Origin of the sequence: Mucilaginibacter sp. SG564, from assembly GCF_013149275.1 — a bacterium.
Taxonomy (GTDB): domain Bacteria; phylum Bacteroidota; class Bacteroidia; order Sphingobacteriales; family Sphingobacteriaceae; genus Mucilaginibacter.
Genome location: NZ_JABGNA010000003.1, coordinates 350,153 through 365,696, shown reverse-complemented (window position 1 = coordinate 365,696; position 15,544 = coordinate 350,153). Strand labels below are relative to the sequence as shown.

The 15,544-nt window shown below is 44.3% G+C and carries 19 protein-coding genes; 10 read left to right on the top strand and 9 right to left on the bottom strand.

Annotated elements, in window-relative coordinates:
- Nucleotides 1–539: 539 nt before the first annotated feature.
- On the top strand, nt 540–1,451 hold the full coding sequence (locus FHW89_RS09080; RefSeq protein WP_172334710.1) for a polysaccharide lyase: 912 nt from the start codon (nt 540–542) through the stop codon (nt 1,449–1,451).
- On the opposite strand, the gene FHW89_RS09075 is transcribed toward FHW89_RS09080, so the two are convergent.
- Nucleotides 1,423–2,379, bottom strand: a complete 957-nt coding sequence (locus FHW89_RS09075) for a glutamate--tRNA ligase family protein (RefSeq protein ID WP_172334709.1) — start codon at nt 2,377–2,379, stop codon at nt 1,423–1,425. The two genes, FHW89_RS09080 and FHW89_RS09075, sit on opposite strands and share 29 nt — an antisense overlap.
- Nucleotides 2,380–2,512: 133 nt before the next feature.
- Here FHW89_RS09075 and FHW89_RS09070 point away from each other — a divergent pair, with 133 nt between their 5' ends.
- Nucleotides 2,513–3,214 carry a GIN domain-containing protein gene (locus tag FHW89_RS09070; RefSeq protein WP_172334708.1) on the top strand — a complete coding sequence of 234 codons (702 nt, stop codon included), beginning with the start codon at nt 2,513–2,515 and terminating at the stop codon, nt 3,212–3,214.
- Nucleotides 3,215–3,284: 70 nt separating this feature from the next.
- On the opposite strand, the gene FHW89_RS09065 is transcribed toward FHW89_RS09070, so the two are convergent.
- The 5 genes from FHW89_RS09065 to FHW89_RS09045 all read right to left on the bottom strand — a co-directional run bounded on the left by FHW89_RS09065 (nt 3,285) and on the right by FHW89_RS09045 (nt 6,038).
- Nucleotides 3,285–3,770 carry a DUF6265 family protein gene (locus FHW89_RS09065; protein ID WP_172334707.1) on the bottom strand — a complete coding sequence of 162 codons (486 nt, stop codon included), beginning with the start codon at nt 3,768–3,770 and terminating at the stop codon, nt 3,285–3,287.
- A gap of 112 nt (nt 3,771–3,882) precedes the next feature.
- Nucleotides 3,883–4,374 carry a nuclear transport factor 2 family protein gene (locus tag FHW89_RS09060; RefSeq protein ID WP_172334706.1) on the bottom strand — a complete coding sequence of 164 codons (492 nt, stop codon included), beginning with the start codon at nt 4,372–4,374 and terminating at the stop codon, nt 3,883–3,885.
- A gap of 47 nt (nt 4,375–4,421) precedes the next feature.
- The gene (locus FHW89_RS09055; protein WP_371742439.1) at nt 4,422–5,324 is read right to left on the bottom strand and encodes a glycoside hydrolase family 25 protein; all 903 of its coding nucleotides are present in this window, start codon (nt 5,322–5,324) and stop codon (nt 4,422–4,424) included.
- A gap of 42 nt (nt 5,325–5,366) precedes the next feature.
- Nucleotides 5,367–5,759 (bottom strand): group III truncated hemoglobin, encoded by a 393-nt coding sequence (locus FHW89_RS09050; protein WP_172334705.1) that lies wholly within the window; start codon nt 5,757–5,759, stop codon nt 5,367–5,369.
- A gap of 9 nt (nt 5,760–5,768) precedes the next feature.
- Nucleotides 5,769–6,038, bottom strand: coding sequence for a hypothetical protein (locus tag FHW89_RS09045; protein ID WP_172334704.1), 270 nt, complete (start codon nt 6,036–6,038; stop codon nt 5,769–5,771).
- A 220-nt stretch (nt 6,039–6,258) separates the two neighbouring features.
- Between FHW89_RS09045 and FHW89_RS09040 the strand changes: the two genes are divergently transcribed.
- The 4 genes from FHW89_RS09040 to FHW89_RS09025 all read left to right on the top strand — a co-directional run bounded on the left by FHW89_RS09040 (nt 6,259) and on the right by FHW89_RS09025 (nt 9,603).
- Entirely contained in the window at nt 6,259–6,696 is a 438-nt protein-coding gene (locus FHW89_RS09040) for a MarR family winged helix-turn-helix transcriptional regulator (RefSeq protein ID WP_172334703.1), read from the top strand.
- Between the two features lie 59 nt (nt 6,697–6,755).
- On the top strand, nt 6,756–8,015 hold the full coding sequence (locus FHW89_RS09035; RefSeq protein ID WP_172334702.1) for an MFS transporter: 1,260 nt from the start codon (nt 6,756–6,758) through the stop codon (nt 8,013–8,015).
- Nucleotides 8,016–8,341: 326 nt separating this feature from the next.
- Nucleotides 8,342–9,022 carry a hypothetical protein gene (locus FHW89_RS09030; protein ID WP_172334701.1) on the top strand — a complete coding sequence of 227 codons (681 nt, stop codon included), beginning with the start codon at nt 8,342–8,344 and terminating at the stop codon, nt 9,020–9,022.
- 161 nt (nt 9,023–9,183) lie between these two features.
- Nucleotides 9,184–9,603 (top strand): DUF1003 domain-containing protein, encoded by a 420-nt coding sequence (locus FHW89_RS09025; RefSeq protein ID WP_172334700.1) that lies wholly within the window; start codon nt 9,184–9,186, stop codon nt 9,601–9,603.
- An 11-nt stretch (nt 9,604–9,614) separates the two neighbouring features.
- Here FHW89_RS09025 and FHW89_RS09020 read toward each other — a convergent pair whose 3' ends face one another.
- Nucleotides 9,615–10,661, bottom strand: a complete 1,047-nt coding sequence (locus FHW89_RS09020; RefSeq protein WP_172334699.1) for a YncE family protein — start codon at nt 10,659–10,661, stop codon at nt 9,615–9,617.
- Between the two features lie 142 nt (nt 10,662–10,803).
- Here FHW89_RS09020 and FHW89_RS09015 point away from each other — a divergent pair, with 142 nt between their 5' ends.
- Together FHW89_RS09015 and FHW89_RS09010 are read left to right on the top strand one after the other, a co-directional pair.
- Nucleotides 10,804–11,385 carry a Crp/Fnr family transcriptional regulator gene (locus FHW89_RS09015; RefSeq protein ID WP_172334698.1) on the top strand — a complete coding sequence of 194 codons (582 nt, stop codon included), beginning with the start codon at nt 10,804–10,806 and terminating at the stop codon, nt 11,383–11,385.
- 78 nt (nt 11,386–11,463) lie between these two features.
- Complete coding sequence (locus FHW89_RS09010; protein WP_172334697.1) at nt 11,464–12,144, top strand: hypothetical protein; 681 nt, start codon at nt 11,464–11,466, stop codon at nt 12,142–12,144.
- A gap of 74 nt (nt 12,145–12,218) precedes the next feature.
- On the opposite strand, the gene FHW89_RS09005 is transcribed toward FHW89_RS09010, so the two are convergent.
- The gene (locus FHW89_RS09005; RefSeq protein WP_172334696.1) at nt 12,219–12,629 is read right to left on the bottom strand and encodes a cupin domain-containing protein; all 411 of its coding nucleotides are present in this window, start codon (nt 12,627–12,629) and stop codon (nt 12,219–12,221) included.
- A 249-nt stretch (nt 12,630–12,878) separates the two neighbouring features.
- On the opposite strand from FHW89_RS09005, the gene FHW89_RS09000 reads away from it, so the two are divergent.
- On the top strand, nt 12,879–14,069 hold the full coding sequence (locus FHW89_RS09000) for an MFS transporter (RefSeq protein WP_172334695.1): 1,191 nt from the start codon (nt 12,879–12,881) through the stop codon (nt 14,067–14,069).
- A gap of 32 nt (nt 14,070–14,101) precedes the next feature.
- Nucleotides 14,102–14,455, top strand: a complete 354-nt coding sequence (locus FHW89_RS08995; protein WP_172334694.1) for a nuclear transport factor 2 family protein — start codon at nt 14,102–14,104, stop codon at nt 14,453–14,455.
- Between the two features lie 27 nt (nt 14,456–14,482).
- Here FHW89_RS08995 and FHW89_RS08990 read toward each other — a convergent pair whose 3' ends face one another.
- Entirely contained in the window at nt 14,483–15,298 is an 816-nt protein-coding gene (locus tag FHW89_RS08990) for a helix-turn-helix domain-containing protein (RefSeq protein WP_172334693.1), read from the bottom strand.
- Between the last annotated feature and the right edge of the window lie 246 nt (nt 15,299–15,544).

The following is a 15,544-nucleotide window of genomic DNA, read 5'->3' as shown; positions in this document are numbered from 1 at the left end:
TTTTCATGATTAATTGAGTGGGTAAGAAATAAATCGTTGAAAGATGTATTTTACATTATAATACAAAAAAATAGATATTTATAGTCCTGCGTTATTGGCCTGGTTAGTATTCAACAGTCTCCCATGTTTTTGCTATAATTAGATTTAAGTGGTGTGATTATGAGGGTTTTTACGAAAACGATTGCGCAAATAAAATCGGGATATTGTTGCAATATTATCTTTTAGTTAAATAGTTTTGATATGATGTTACAGTGCTCACCGCCTGTACAATAACCAATTAACCAAATGGAAGTCAGTACTCATTTGGAGCTTAAACCGCAGTCAATACATCAAATAATTATTTATTAAAATTTTAACGGAATTGGAAAAATAACACATTTCGCAGGGCATTGCCATGCTTGTACATTTCATTTATATCCGCTTTAACCTTATCACTAAGCCGATATACAATCCTGAGTTTTACAGTTGAAAACCGCTGCAGCAAATCATCAACTTTTAACTATAACCAATTAACCAATTTATCATTTAAAACCAGTACTATGAAAAAGAACGTTTTAAGATCGGGGGCAGCTATCATGCTTATCGGTCTCTCGCTTACCGCCTGCAAAAAGGAAGCGAATGCGCCAAACAATGTTGATGACAAACAGCCCGTTGTAAACGGCCCTAATCTGGCGGTCGATGCGGTAAACAGCAGCTTTACTGCCAACTGGAATAACCGGACTAACGGGGCTACCTACACCCAGTCGCAAGCCAATGCCGATTTGGGTAATACGAGTTCCTGGAACGACAGGGCTTACACTACCAATGGTAAGGATAATACCGTAGGCAGCCGTGTTACACTGTTGCCTGGTCAGCTTTCGGGTGCGGGTGGTTTGGTAACCAATATCAGTATAGGGGCAGGTACCGCTTACGAAATGGACTATGATGTAAAATTCCACAGCCAGTTTAACTGGAGCCGTGGCGGTAAAGTAGGCTTCGGTTTCGGTATAGGCGAGCACAATACCGGTGGCGACGCTGCCTGGGATGGCAACGGCGGAACTTTACGCTTAATGTGGTATTCGCCAAACTCTAACCCAGGTCGGGTATATTTTCAGCCATATCTTTATTACAAGGATATGAATGGTGGCCCGTCATCAGGCAACAACTTTGGCGATACATTTGGTAAAGCCTATCCTACAAGTGGCGCCCTGGTTAAAGGGCAATGGTATCATGTGCACATGTATATTAAAAGCAATACAGGCAGCAATACCAATGGCCATGCTCAAATTGTGATTGACGGTACCGTTGTGCTTGACCAGGATATCCGATGGACAACCAATGACTCTAAACGGATGATTGACCAGCTAACCTGGCATACCTTCAGAGGGGGAAGCCAGGATTATTGGACGGCCAATACTACCGATTATATCTATTACGATAATCTCAGTGTACACCGTATAAGCACCAACTAAACTTAAATGTCAGACCCTGTTCCGCCATTGTCGGAGCAGGGTTGTTTTTATAAAAGGATAGTACTGCATCTGCCAGCTGTTCCCAACTGCTGATAGCTATATTGAGCCCCAGCATACCGGCTATCATTGTATAAATTTGCGCCTGGGTTTTACCGTTTTGACGCAGGTAAAGTACCGAAGTGGCTCCTGCCGATTTGGATAGTTTTTGGTTCTGCTCATCTGTAAGCAGAGGATGATGATAAAAAGTAATATCCCGGAATTCGTTTTTACCCAGAGCCAATGCCAACTCATGCTGAGCCAAAGTAGATGACCAAAGATCCTGCCCGCGGACAATCAGGTCGATACCATAAAACAGGTCGTCTATTACCGAAGTAAGCTGGTAGGCGGGAAACCCGTCTTTTTTCCTGACCACAAAATTTTGCATGTCCATAGGTAAATTAATGGCCACGGTTTGCCCATTGTAATCCCCGATGGTTAGCTCGCGGTTATTGTGGGTATGCAAGCGCCATGCTGCATCTTTTGTATCCAGCGGAATTTTACGATTGAAGCAGGTACAAGTTTCTTTTTCCAGTTGTTTGCGCGAGCAGGTGCAGGCAAACAGGAATCCATTGTTCCTTAATTGTTTATTAGCTTCGGCATAAAGCTCCAACCGGTGTATTTGCGAGTAGGTGTTTTTAAATTCTTCAACATTACGGGGACCTTCATCCCAGGGGATCTCTAAAAAATTCAGGGTGTCAAAAATATCCTGTATATATTTTTCATCAGCACGGGCCTGATCAATATCGTCTATCCTTAACAATATTTTAGCTCCATGTTGTTTGGCCAATGCAACCGTCAGCGCAAACGACAGAATATTACCCAAATGCAAAAAGCCGCTGGGGGTAGGAGCTATACGGGTTTTGTTAAAACGGACAGACTGATCGGGCATTTAAATAGGAACTTTATATACTAACTTCATCCAAAATAATAAAATAACCTCTTTCGGAAAGAAAATACCTATCCTTCATTATTTGTTGCAACTATTTGCCATTATATAGCGTCTCCTAAAAAACAATCGAATTATGAAAAGAAAAATCTTTATCCTGTTTACATTGGCTATAACCATGCTATCTTTAAATACATTCGCCCAAAGCGGGCAAACCAGATCTGTTTCTGGCTTTAGCAGTATAGAATCGGGCGGTCCCTTTAATGTGCACGTTAAAATTGGCGGTACGGAAAGCGTTCGTTTGGATGTTGACGACGATGTAGTAAACGATGTTAAAACCGATGTAGAAGGCGGTGTTTTAAAAATAGGCTTCCGTCGTAATTTTTCCCTGCGTAACCATAACATTAAACGGGGCGACATTTATGTTACCGCCAAATCGTTAAACGGATTGAGCAACAGCGGCTCTGGTAATCTTGATCTTGATGGTGTCCTGACTGGTCAAAGCGTATCCGTAATATTAAGCGGATCTGGCAATATGCGTGTGGCTGTAAAAGCATCCGCTTTAGAAACACGCATCAGTGGTTCTGGTGGTATACACATTAAAGGCAATACCGAATCGGCTCAATTTCGTATCAGTGGTTCTGGTGAGATTAACGGTACTGGCTTAACTACAGAAACATTGGCCGCAAGCATCAGTGGCTCGGGCAGCATTTCTATTATCGCCAATAAAACTGTATCCGCACGTATCACCGGTTCAGGAGGCGTTTCGTACTCGGGCAATGCCACCATTGGCGAAACCAGGTACACCGGTTCGGGCAGGGTGAATAAAGTAAACTAATCTCTCATTTTATATAAACAGAAAAGACCGTTGGCATTCCGCCAGCGGTTTTTCCGTTTTGTAGGCTATATTATTTTATCCGCCCCATCGGAAATTTTATAGCGCGTTGCTTTCCTTTATATGTTCCCGAAATTTCGGCTACTAGACTATCCTTGTTGATACGGTTATAGGTGATTTTTTGCGGGAAATCATGCTCCGGATTCTCAAAAACAAAATGATCAGCCGATGATGTTGTCATGGTAAAAGTTACCGGTTTGCCTTCGTTCTGGTTTTTAACCGTAGGGATATAATACAGGTTACCGTGATGTTCTTCCAGTCGGATGTGCTCGACAGATACAGTGTCTGTACCTCTTAATACATAGCTTTTACCCAGTAAGGTGGAATCATTTAGCTTTTTCCAGCTTTCTACAGACAGGCCTTTCAGGGTCTGATTTTTCCATTCGCCTATTAGCCAACCTGCTTTTTTAAGCTGAGAATGCCATGTTCTTTGTTGTGCAAAAGCCATATAGGCAGATGATGCACTTGAAATGATGAGGATCAGCAGGAACTTCTTCATATACAGGGTGATTTAGGTTACTTAATTTATAAAGATAAGGTTTATCTGCAACTGTAATAAGTGCTTCGTGGGTAAATAGTGTACCCTTGTTTATCCCGTTAAAGAAACCGGATTAATGATCGTAACTAACTATTCGTGTAATTTTCCACTCGTTGTTTTTGTATTGCCATACATGCAAAAATTTCATCAGACCAACCACTTGCTTGCCATCCTCCATATGGGTAAAGCGGTGTACACCAACCTCAATGGCGCCATAATCTTTAATCGGGTAAACTTCCAGACTGCCTTTTACCAGCTCTCTTTTCATGCCTGAAACTTTATTTTGGGCGAAAGTCCTTTCAAAAGCCTGGATGTTTTGCTCATAATTGGTAAGGCCACCCAGATCATGATAAAACTCCAGATCTTTGGAAAATACTTTTTTCAGCGTTTCCAGATCACGGTTGTTATAGGCATCAAAGCAAACACTGTCCATATGCAAAATGGTATTGTATAGCTTTTGGTCAACATGTTTTTGAGTGGCTTGGGCGTGTACGTTTTGGGATGAAAACATGCAGGATACTAAAAAGACAACAGCTATCAGGAAATGGTATATGGGTGTTTTCATGGTTTTTATTTTATTGACGTTTGTAGCTGCTCTCCCGTTACAAAAAATCATTGGCTCATGAGCAATCTGCGAAAAGCTATACTATCACCCCTGAAAATATTAAAATCAACTTTTTCATTGATACCATTGATCCTCGCTTTATCTGAGTGTTGCCAAAATTGCCAGTTGGTTTTTTTGCTGATGTTTAATACCGGTTGGTAATAGTGTGCTATCCAGAGGGTATAATCGTCAAAATAACCTTGCAGGTAATCCTGGTAAAAGCTGATGTTGGTATAAATAATAGGTTTAACCCCTGTTTTGTTTTCTACGTGATTTACAAATGACATCAGCTGTTCGCGCATTTTGGCTGGCGGAGTTCTGTACAACTGCTCTACATCAACCACCATGGGCAGGTCGCCTTTTTCTATTTTTACGGTTTGCAAAAAGAACCTGGCCTGCCATACCCCGCTCTTCTGTGGTAAAAAGTAATGATATGCCCCGCAGATGATGCCCGCCTTGGGGGCCTCGCGCCAGTTGCGCTGAAAGTAGGGATCAACGCTTAAAACGCCCTCCGTAGCTTTGATAAAGGCAAAAGTGATATGCACATCATCATCATTCATGGCTTTTACCTTTTGCCAGTTTATTTTCCCTTGGTACGATGATACATCGATGCCGTGAACCGTAAAACCTGCCGGGATACGCACGTTAAAGTTTTTGTAAGTCCGGTAGCCGGTATCCTGCCCTATATCCATTATCCAGCGCCAGGTAGCGCTGAAAGTACGCAAAACATAACCATAATAAAAAGGCGAAAGCAGGATGAGTAACAATCCTACGATAGCTATTCGCCAGTATACGGTGTTTTTTTGATCCTTTTTCTTTTGGGCCACGGTTTTTCTTTTAGCAGGAGCTTTCTTTTTCACCGGGACGAAGGGATTGGGAATTTCGGTAACTTTTTTTTCGATAGGTGGCACGGTACAAAATTACAAAAATGCGCTTATACACCAGTAATTCCGCTATAATATATTGCGTGGGTTGTTTTTGATATGCGCTATTTTAAGCTGGAACATCTGGGCCATTTTACCTGCCCGCCATTTGGCCTCATCGGCTTTTTCGCCCAGGAAAAGGTTATCGATGGTGGCCGAGAACAAGTTAAGCCAGGCCTCAAAATGCTGCTCATCTACCGGTAAACGGGCATGCGGCGGAAAAGGTGCCCCGTTATAGGTATATTGGTCCAGTAGTACGGTTTGCCAAAAGGTATACATTTTTTGCAGATGGGGCAGCCAGTGCCCGCCCAAACGCGCGGTGAAAACGGGGGCCAGCAGCGCATCGGCAGCTACGCGGGTATAAAAAGTATCTACCAGTAGTTTGATATCGTCCAGCGTGGTTATGTCGTGTTTGGCTTCCATATTTACTGATCACAAAGGTGCGGTTTTGTGTCGACACCGAATGCGATAAGGGGTAAAGCCCTTTACACCATCGCTGCCAATGTCGATATATTCTTTGCCAAAGGTGTTTATGGATGTGTCTTTTTTATAATGATCAAAAGCTTTCCAGAAATTGTCGATATCGCCGGTTACAAAGCGGACGCTGTCGGGCGAATTGGAGAAACCGTTTTGCGCGAAGCCATGAATGTAAAAGGTGAGTAATAGGATGGTGAGGCTGATGATTTTAAGGTATTGGTGCATAAGTCAATAGTTTATATGCAAGACGCAGCGGGAATAAAAAGGTTGCACTTTTTAGTCAAATTATTTAAGGTTACAGAGGTTAGTTTAATTCCCTGCCGTGGGGAGAGAATTGCTCGAGGACCGCACTTTTAAGGTTAACCCTTCTTTTTCTTTATGACTTTAGCCAGATAAAATAATACTTACCTTTGTAAGGTAAACTTATAAGTTTACTTGATGAATTATGACAAAGCAAAAAGATTCCCTGCTGGCTTCTGAGCTGCGTACCGTGGTGACACGGTTGATCAAAAAATTACGTAAACAATCGTCAACAGCCGATAAGTTATCGCTCACCGAGCGGTCCATCATCGCGCTTTTGGATAAACACGGTGAGTTGCTGCCCAACGAGCTGGCCGCCATGGAGAAGATCACCACGCAAAGCATGTCGCAAATACTGAGCAAGCTGCTACAGATGGACCTGATCAAAAGGCGTATTTCTGAAACGGATAAGCGCAAGGCCATCATCACCCTGTCTGATGCTGGCCGAACCCTGTTGTACCAGGTACGTAGTGAGCGCAACGAATGGCTCAACAAGGCCCTGGAGGCTACCTGCACAGCGGAGGAAAAAGAACTGCTGAAACGGGCCATTGGTCCGCTAACCAAATTAGTTGATTTTGATTAAGAGTTGGTTCCCCAAAAATCACTAATTCACTAAATCACTAATTCAATCATTATTAAGAGATGAATATAAGTACATTTAATGCTTTCAAGAGCCGCAATTACCGGTTATACTTTGCCGGCCAGTCTATATCGTTAGTAGGTACCTGGATGCAGAAAACGGCGGTGAGCTGGGTTATCTATTCGCTTACCCACTCGAAGTTTATGTTGGGGCTCACCTTATTTGCCAGCTTGTTCCCATCGTTTTTATTTTCGTTCCTGGGTGGTGTAACAGCCGACCGTTATAACCGCTACCGTTTATTGCTGGCTACACAGGCGGCATCCATGATACAGGCGCTGCTGCTTACCGCGCTGATATTCTGGGGGCATTATGTGGTGTGGGAGATCATAGCCCTGAGCGCCGTACTGGGTTTTATTAATGCCTTTGATGTGCCCGCCAGGCAATCGCTGGTGTATGAGATGGTGGATAATAAGGCCGATCTGCCGAATGCCCTCGCCCTCAATTCTTCCATGGTTAACCTGTCGCGGTTGATTGGTCCGGGTATAGCCGGTCTGGTACTGGAAAAATTTGGCGATACCGTATGTTTTGGCGCCAATGCCATCAGCTTTATAGCGGTAATAGGCTCCTTACTGATGATGCGTTTACCCAAAATGGAATCTAAAAAACACGATAAAAATATTTTCTCGGAGCTCAAAGAAGGGTTTGTTTATATCAGCAATACGCCATCCATCAAATCCATACTCATTATGCTGGCCACCATTAGTTTATTGGTATTGCCGTTTAGCACGCTGATACCGGTATACGCCAAGGATATTTTTAAGGGTACGGCATCCACCTTTGGTGTTTTGGATAGTGTGATAGGCCTGGGCGCATTTTCGGGTGCTATATTCCTGGCTTCGCTAAAACCGGGTCATAACCTCAAAAAGATACTGGCTATTAACACGCTCATATTTGGCGCCGGACTGGTCATCTTTTCGCACATGCCCAATTACCCGCTGGCCTTGCTGTTCGCGGCGGTTACCGGTTTCGGGATGATGTCGCAGATCACCATCAGCAACACACTGATACAAACCACGGTAACACCGGATATGCGTGGCCGGGTGATCAGCTTTTACGCCATGGCATTTTTTGGTATGCAGCCGCTTGGCGGTTTGCTGGTAGGCTCGGTTTCGCAATGGATAGGCACAGCCGATACCGTAATGCTGGAAGGCGTGGTGGCCCTCATCATCGGTATACTGCACTTCCGTTTCCTGCGCAAAACCCAGCTCCAGAAAGATACTGTGCATACGCTGGATGAGCAGCCTATGAATACGCTTTCGTAGTAGTATCAAGTAGCGAGTAGTCAGTATCAAGTAGTTAGTATCAAGTATCAAGACCGGAAGTTGATGTGCCTTTGCCCATTCAGGCGTCCCCCGCTACCGCAAGCGTCCCGCTTGTGGTATTTAAGATAGATTATGTACAGTTATCATCAGGGTGACCACAAGCGGGACGCTTGCGGTAGAATAGGAACTATTTCCCATCCCATTACTTAGAAACCAGTACAAATAAATACCCAAATGTAGGTATAGATGCATTGTAAGAACATATATAATTTTGAACTCTCCCTAAAGACATTTAGATATCACATTCAATCATCATTCATTTACCTATGAAAAATTTATTAGTTCTGCTGTGTTTACTATCTGCTGTGACGATAGTTTCCTGTTCAAAAAGTGACAAAGTTAATCCTACTCCGGAGGAGATCCTGAATAAGAAAATTTCGGACATTCTGCCTCAGCAATACATCGATACCCTATCAAAATTAGGCCTGACGGTAAACCAGGGTACAACGCCACCCAATGTAGAGGGCGCTTTTCATATTGCCCCATTAATACTGAAAAAAAGTAATATCAAAACCGACTATCCCGGTCAGAGTTTTCATGATGCCAGCGTGAAATTCTTTGAGCAAAGCACCAAGGATTTTGGAATAAAGTTAGTTGGCAAATATTTTCTGAACGCTGCAGACACCAGCATTACTACGGCCATCTCAGGCAGCGGCAATAATTTTACCGTTTATGGAAAGGTGAAATCTGTTTCGGCCGATAAAACCAAATTTGCCTATTTCGGCATCCTGCTATCCGGAACAAAAGATGGTACGAGTTTAAAAAATGTTACTTACGGTATCATCAATATCGACAATTCGCATGGAACGGGCATATTTATCAACGAGGGGCAGGGCAGGGTTGCCTATGATAAAGACCTGGTTTCAGAATCGATAAATTTTGATGGTGTGGCGGCCTTTAAAAATGGGGAGAGGTTGTTTCTGGCCTCGCCATCGTCCAAACCGTAATTTACTGCCTGCGATTCGCGCGTACTAAAATAGACTTACATCATTTCCCATCACGAAGACCACGAGTGGCGCGTGATGGGATTTTCTTTTCATAAAAGCACCTGCTTAGTCCGGCCAATTAAATTTTTATATTTAGCATACAAAGTTTAACCCCTTTAAAAATGACAAACGGTAAAAAAAATTGGTATCAAAGACATACGGATTCACTGGCTTTTGGGCAACGATTGGCCGATTCGGTAGCGGCGGGCATGGGTTCATGGCGATTCATTATTATTCAAACCATTATTGTGGCCGTGTGGATGCTGTTGAATGTGGTGGCTTTTGTTGATCACTGGGATCCGTATCCTTATATTTTATTAAACCTACTCTTTTCGACCCAGGCAGCATATGCCGCGCCGATTATCATGATGGCCCAAAACCGTCAGAATGAGCGCGACCGGGCACAGGCCAATGAGGATTTTCATACCAATGTGGAAGCCAAAAGAGAAATTGAAGAATTACAACTGCGCTTAAACGCCATCGAAACAGATAAACTCGACAAAATTCTGGCCCTGTTGGAAAAAATGGATAAAAATAGTTGAGTAATATCGGCCTACGGTCTAACCGCCCAGGCCAGGCCATCGGCTCCGCGTATATCAATATGCCCGGTTACGGTTAAGGTCTTGAGATCAATCACCGCTACATAGTTATCGCCGGTGCAGCCAATAAAGGCGCGTGACCCATCGTCATCTATCAGGATGCCGGCGGCGCCGTGGCCGGTATTGATGCGTTTCAACTCTCTATGTGATGCCGCGTCATAAATAAACAGGTCGCCGGTTCTGAGGCTGCTCACCAGTACACGCTTGCCATCCGGGGTAAACTGGAGCCGGTTGGCGCCTACGGCCTTAGCGTCGATATTGGCAGTTAACTTTTTGGTAGCGAGATCGATAATAGAGAGGGTACCGTTGGCGGCGCCAGCTGTCCATAACTCACGGCCATCTGGCGATACATCAAAGCCCTCGGAGCCTTTAGCCACCGGGATAACGGTTTGCACCCATTCGTGATAGGCTGGGGGTGTGGCCTTATCCTCCAGAATGCTCACTGTTGCAGCGTTAACATTGGTGGTATAAACCTTTTTTCCATCGCGGGTTACATAGATCATGTGGGTGCGGTCCTCGCCGGTCCCCATAGCCCAGTCGAATTTGGCAGATGCCGGATCGTAGCTGCCGACAGCTTTGGAGCCCTCGGCCGAGAACCACACCTTACCATTGGCAAATGCCAAACCATGCGGACCCATCAGCGGCCTGGTATCCAAAGAGGGCAGGGGCTTTTGCGCCACCAGATCGATCACACTAAGTTCGTGCAGACTACCACCACCATAGATAGAAACGTAGGCCGTTTTTCCATCGGCAGAGGCAATAACCTCATGCGGATCTGAACCTACGGGAACGCTTGCCAGAATTTTCAGGCTAACCGGATCAATGATGGATAACGTATGATCACTTTTAGAAAGGGCCAACAACGAACGCGCTGGTGTCGACTGGGCGGCACATCCACTTATAATAAAAACTAAAGGCACGCATAAAAAGCTTACTGTAAGTAATTTGGGTATGTTGAGTTTTGCAATTTTAAAGATCGGGTTGTGCGCTGCTTTTTTCATAGGATTTACAGATTGAAGAAACAGGTAATATATTTATAGGAAAGTTACCATTATTATATGATTTTTAACACCCGCTACGGTGAAGGAGCCTTACCTATAGTGATGGTTTTGGTATATTAGTTACCTGATTAGTATCGTTTGTATGGATAAAGAAACCCTCACTACATTTTTGCTGAACACCAACCTGGTTTCGTTATCTGCGGCGCAGGAAATTGTTAGACAGTTTAACCATAAAATCATTCCTAAAAATCAATTTCATTTAACAGCCGGGAAAATAAGCGATCAATATCTGTTCCTGGAAAAAGGGTACATGCGCACATTTGCGCATGATACAGAAGGGAATGAGGTTACTACCGGTTTTTGTTCGCCGGGGCAGATCATATTGGAGGTGTCGTCTTTTTTTAACCGTACACGCTCAAAAGAAAATATCCAGGCTTTAACAGATTGCGAGGGCTGGTATATCACTTATGAACAGCTCAATCAACTTTTCCATACGCTGCCGGAGTTTAGGGAATTTGGCCGGTGGACACTGGTAAAAGGCTTTTCGGAGTTGAAAAACCGGATGTTGCTGACCATTACCGAAACCGCCGAAGAACGCTACGCGCATCTGCTAAAAACCAACCCCGGGATATTTCAACAGATGTCATTAAAAAACATCGCCTCATACCTGGGTATTACCGATACTTCGCTAAGCCGGATCCGGAAAGAATTTTCAAAGAAATAGTAAAAGGTTCATTTCTTGCCAATTGGCAAGATGGGGCGGCCCTTATTTAAGTTCCTTTGCTTTATAAATAACTAAGCAATGGAAAATTTACCAATTGATATCTATATTGTGTTTGCGCTTGGCGTCATCGTTACGCTGTTGCTGTTGTATAAAGCCACACATTATTCAAAACCGGTGATGATCATTACCCTGTTATGGCTGGTACTACAGGGCGCTATCAGCTTGTCGGGATTTTATACGGTAACCAGCGTGGTGCCGCCACGGTTCGCGCTTTTATTAATGCCGCCGGTGGTGTTCATAATCGCCTTATTTTTTATAAAAAGGGGACGGTGGGCAATGGATAGCTTTGATGTGAAAATATTAACCCTGCTCCATGTAGTAAGGATACTGGTTGAGCTGGTTTTATACTGGCTGCACCTGTATAAAGGGATCCCCCAGGTAATGACATTTGAAGGCCGGAACTATGACATCCTTTGCGGAATAACCGCGCCACTGGTCTGGTATTTTGGCTACGTTAAACCGATGCTCGGCAAAAAAGTATTGCTTGCCTGGAATGTGATCTGTTTGTTATTGCTGGCCAATATTGTAATAACCGCGGTATTGTCGGCACCCCTTCCTTTTCAGCGGTTTGCGTTTGATGAGCCCAGTGTGGCCTTGTTCTATTTTCCTTTTGTATGGTTACCCGGTTTTATTGTTCCTACAGTGTTTTTCGCCCATTTGGTTACCATAAGGCGATTGCTTAAAGCAAAAAGTAATTAATCGCTATAAGGAGATGATGATCCTCCGCTGCCATGCTTTTGGCAACGGAGGGATTATTTGCATTGTAATGATATTTAATTCACCGGCACAACAAGCGGCTTTCCTTTTTCAACCACATAGGTGGCAAGCTCTTTGGCTGGGATGTTACCCACGTTTTTAGCCGAGTGGACAGTACCCGCCGGAATAAATAATACCTCGCCGGCTTTAAGCGTAACAGGAGATTTGTCACCTACCTGGTATTCCAATAAACCTTCCAGTACGTAGATAATCTCTTCGCCCGGGTGTTTGTGTTTAACGGCCAGGGCCCCGGGCTCAAAATCGATGCGTGCCTGTACGGTTTCGTATCCGGCAATGCTCAGATCGTGACGTTGAAGATCGTTACGTTTAACTCCCTGTTGCTGTGCCGAGGCAGAAGTTGAGATAGTTAATAAGACCATTGCAACTAAAATAATGATGCCGGCAAGGATGTCTTTTTTCTTTTCCATGGTTTTAATTATTGTTTTGTGATACAAAGTTGTGCTTAATACTGCCTCAATTCAACCGCTAAATGGGGTAAATAGACAATAGAAACCCCGAACTGGTCATTTTTCCGCTTAAACCGCCAGTGCTTCTTTTAGAAATGATTGAATCTGTTTTTGCAAATAATTGCAAATATTTGCACATATATGCAATTATTTGCTTTTTATTGCATATTATTGCAAGGAGAAATCAATCACCCTTAAAAAAATTGAATCATGAGCGATCTTAGAAAAGCCAGAATAGCCAATTCCTTAATGTTTTTAGTTTGTGGTTTAGGTGTTGCCAGTTGGGCGCCACTGGTACCGATGGCCAAAGCCAGGCTCGGGCTGGATAATGGCAGCCTGGGGCTTTTACTACTGTTTTTTGGCGTTGGCGCCATGATCACTATGCCGCTTACCGGTAAACTGGTTAGCCGGTTTGGGAGTAAACGGGTGATTGTAGTTTCGGGCACTTTGATTGCCGCCATATTACCTTTGTTACTAATTCTTGATCATACTTATCAAATGAGTATCTGTCTGCTCATTTTCGGGGCATCAACCGGGGGCATTAATGTAGCCATGAATGCGCAGGCTATTAAAGTGCAGCGATCATACGGTAAACATATCATGTCGTCTTTTCACGGTTTGTACAGTATAGGTGGTTTGGTGGGCTCGCTGGGCTTTGGTTTATTGCTTAAGCCCGGGCTGGATGCCATGACCACCATTATTTTTATATCCGTTTTATTGGTGCTGATCACTTACTCGCAATTCTCCAGCTTAATGAGTGATGACCCGGCAGAAATACAAGATAAATCCACCAAAGGTTTCAAGTTTCCTTCAGCCGCTTTGCTGATATTGGGTGCTATCTGCTTTATATCGGCCCTGGCCGAAGGAGCGATGCTGGATTGGAGCGCGGTTTTCCTGACCGCCAACCGGCATTTAAGTATTGAGTTTGCCGGTGTTGGTTATGCCATGTTTTCGGTAGCCATGGCCATCATGCGTTTAACAGGCGACAGCGTTATTGCTGCTGTAGGACGATTAAAGGTGGTTGTATGGGGCAGCGTTATCGCTTCCGCGGGATTGATACTTGCGGTTTGTTTTCCGTATGTGAGTTTGGCACTGGCGGGTTTCCTGATGGTGGGGCTGGGTTGTGCTAATATCATTCCGATCCTATTTTCAACGGCAGGCACTATGCCGGGACTTTCGCCAGCCTATGCGCTCCCGGTGGTTACTTCTATGGCATATGCCGGTATCCTGGCTGGCCCGGCACTTATCGGCTTTATAGCCCAACTGCTTACACTGCCTGTGGCATTGGGCGTTATCGGCGTATGTATTTTATTTGCCGGACTGATCTTTAAAATAAAGGATGGCAGAAATAAGGCTGTCCAGATTCCGGAAGAGGTGGAAGCATTGGTCTGTAAAAACTAAAAGCGTATATTTATATATCATAAATATACCAAATGGATACGCAAGTCATAGCGCTCGACTGGATAGATGCCTGGAATAACCGGGACATTGACCGGATCATGGCGCATTATACCGACGATATTGTATTTTACTCGCTCACCGTTACCAAACGCTGGGGTATTGCCGATGGCAAGATCAGCGGGAAAGAACAACTAAGAGCACATTTTTTGAAAGGCCTTGACCTGGCCCCAGGTCTGTATTTTGAATTTATAGATATGCTGAGCGGAACCGATGGCATCACCATTATTTACAAACGGGAAACCGGCGCGCTGGTAGCCGATGTAGCTGTTTTGGATGATAATGGGAAGGCCACACTGGTAAAAGCTTATTATGGACAGGCGAAGTAAGCGTCCGGTCTGCAAAACGCTTGATACTTACAGCACCTTCTCATAAAAATTCTCCACCTGCTGCATGGATTGCTTTTGGTATTGCAGGGGTGAGCAGCCGGCAAACTCCTTAAACGAACGTATAAAATGCGATTGATCGGCATAGTCATTCTCATAAGCCAGATCGGTAAGGCGGCTGTGCTGGCCAAGGCGGATCTGGTTGAGGGCCGCCTGGAACCGGGAGATCCGGGAATATAATTTGGGCGAGATACCTACATATTGCTTAAACCGGCGTTCAAAACTGCGCTCCGAAAGCTGCAGATACTCCTGTAATTCCTTCATCTGAACATTGCCTTTTGATTGTGCTATGCGTGTTATGGCAAACTGCATAGCCTCATCTTCATACCGGGTATTTCTTTGAAGTTTAAAAAACAGGTAAGCGCTCAATGCTTCTATACGATCGGTGAGCGAATCGGTCTCCAGGAGCTGTTCTGATAATAAAAAGCCGTCTTTGCGGGCTATCAGGTCCAGACAGGTACAATCGTCGGTCAATTCATAGGCGTCAAACCCGAATATGGCTTTGAGCGCGTTAGGAAAAAAGCAGATGCCAATGGTACTAAAAACAGCGCCGAACTGGATATCGGCATGGCGGGTTGATTGTCCGTAGATGAAAATATGGGGCAGTTTTTTATCAAACTGGTACATCGGCCCTTTATCCGGCGATTGAAAGATCAAGCCCGGGCAGCCTTCGGCCATGGTTCTGAAAGAACGGCTAAACACAGCCGAATCATCGCTTTCCAGTGTCCAGAAAAAGCGGATGTGGTTTTTGAGATAGTCAGGCGGTGATAACTGACGGTAATTCATTACAGTTTTAAGCAGGTGATATACAAATATAAATATATTCTTTACCAGATGTTTATGCGAAAATCTTCTTTTTTGGAGGTGACGGAAACGAACGGTTTGTCATCCTGAGTGGAGCGAAGGATCTACTCGCTGGTTTGTATGGCGCATACCCGCTCTTGGCCGCGGGAGGGCCAGTTACTTTTTTCGTTGTGGTTTGTTTTTTTTAAGGTACTCAAGAGGGCTTCGCCGTATGTCGCCACAAAAGTA

Excerpts from the sequence above, each read along its gene's own strand:
- FHW89_RS09080 (WP_172334710.1), top strand. The coding sequence starts at position 540 with ATGAAAAAGAACGTTTTAAGATCGGGGGCAGCTATCATGCTTATCGGT.
- FHW89_RS09075 (WP_172334709.1), bottom strand. The coding sequence starts at position 2,379 with ATGCCCGATCAGTCTGTCCGTTTTAACAAAACCCGTATAGCTCCTACC.
- FHW89_RS09070 (WP_172334708.1), top strand. The coding sequence starts at position 2,513 with ATGAAAAGAAAAATCTTTATCCTGTTTACATTGGCTATAACCATGCTA.
- FHW89_RS09065 (WP_172334707.1), bottom strand. The coding sequence starts at position 3,770 with ATGAAGAAGTTCCTGCTGATCCTCATCATTTCAAGTGCATCATCTGCC.
- FHW89_RS09060 (WP_172334706.1), bottom strand. The coding sequence starts at position 4,374 with ATGAAAACACCCATATACCATTTCCTGATAGCTGTTGTCTTTTTAGTA.
- FHW89_RS09050 (WP_172334705.1), bottom strand. The coding sequence starts at position 5,759 with ATGGAAGCCAAACACGACATAACCACGCTGGACGATATCAAACTACTG.
- FHW89_RS09045 (WP_172334704.1), bottom strand. The coding sequence starts at position 6,038 with ATGCACCAATACCTTAAAATCATCAGCCTCACCATCCTATTACTCACC.
- FHW89_RS09040 (WP_172334703.1), top strand. The coding sequence starts at position 6,259 with ATGACAAAGCAAAAAGATTCCCTGCTGGCTTCTGAGCTGCGTACCGTG.
- FHW89_RS09035 (WP_172334702.1), top strand. The coding sequence starts at position 6,756 with ATGAATATAAGTACATTTAATGCTTTCAAGAGCCGCAATTACCGGTTA.
- FHW89_RS09030 (WP_172334701.1), top strand. The coding sequence starts at position 8,342 with ATGAAAAATTTATTAGTTCTGCTGTGTTTACTATCTGCTGTGACGATA.
- FHW89_RS09025 (WP_172334700.1), top strand. The coding sequence starts at position 9,184 with ATGACAAACGGTAAAAAAAATTGGTATCAAAGACATACGGATTCACTG.
- FHW89_RS09020 (WP_172334699.1), bottom strand. The coding sequence starts at position 10,661 with ATGAAAAAAGCAGCGCACAACCCGATCTTTAAAATTGCAAAACTCAAC.
- FHW89_RS09015 (WP_172334698.1), top strand. The coding sequence starts at position 10,804 with ATGGATAAAGAAACCCTCACTACATTTTTGCTGAACACCAACCTGGTT.
- FHW89_RS09010 (WP_172334697.1), top strand. The coding sequence starts at position 11,464 with ATGGAAAATTTACCAATTGATATCTATATTGTGTTTGCGCTTGGCGTC.
- FHW89_RS09005 (WP_172334696.1), bottom strand. The coding sequence starts at position 12,629 with ATGGAAAAGAAAAAAGACATCCTTGCCGGCATCATTATTTTAGTTGCA.
- FHW89_RS09000 (WP_172334695.1), top strand. The coding sequence starts at position 12,879 with ATGAGCGATCTTAGAAAAGCCAGAATAGCCAATTCCTTAATGTTTTTA.
- FHW89_RS08995 (WP_172334694.1), top strand. The coding sequence starts at position 14,102 with ATGGATACGCAAGTCATAGCGCTCGACTGGATAGATGCCTGGAATAAC.
- FHW89_RS08990 (WP_172334693.1), bottom strand. The coding sequence starts at position 15,298 with ATGAATTACCGTCAGTTATCACCGCCTGACTATCTCAAAAACCACATC.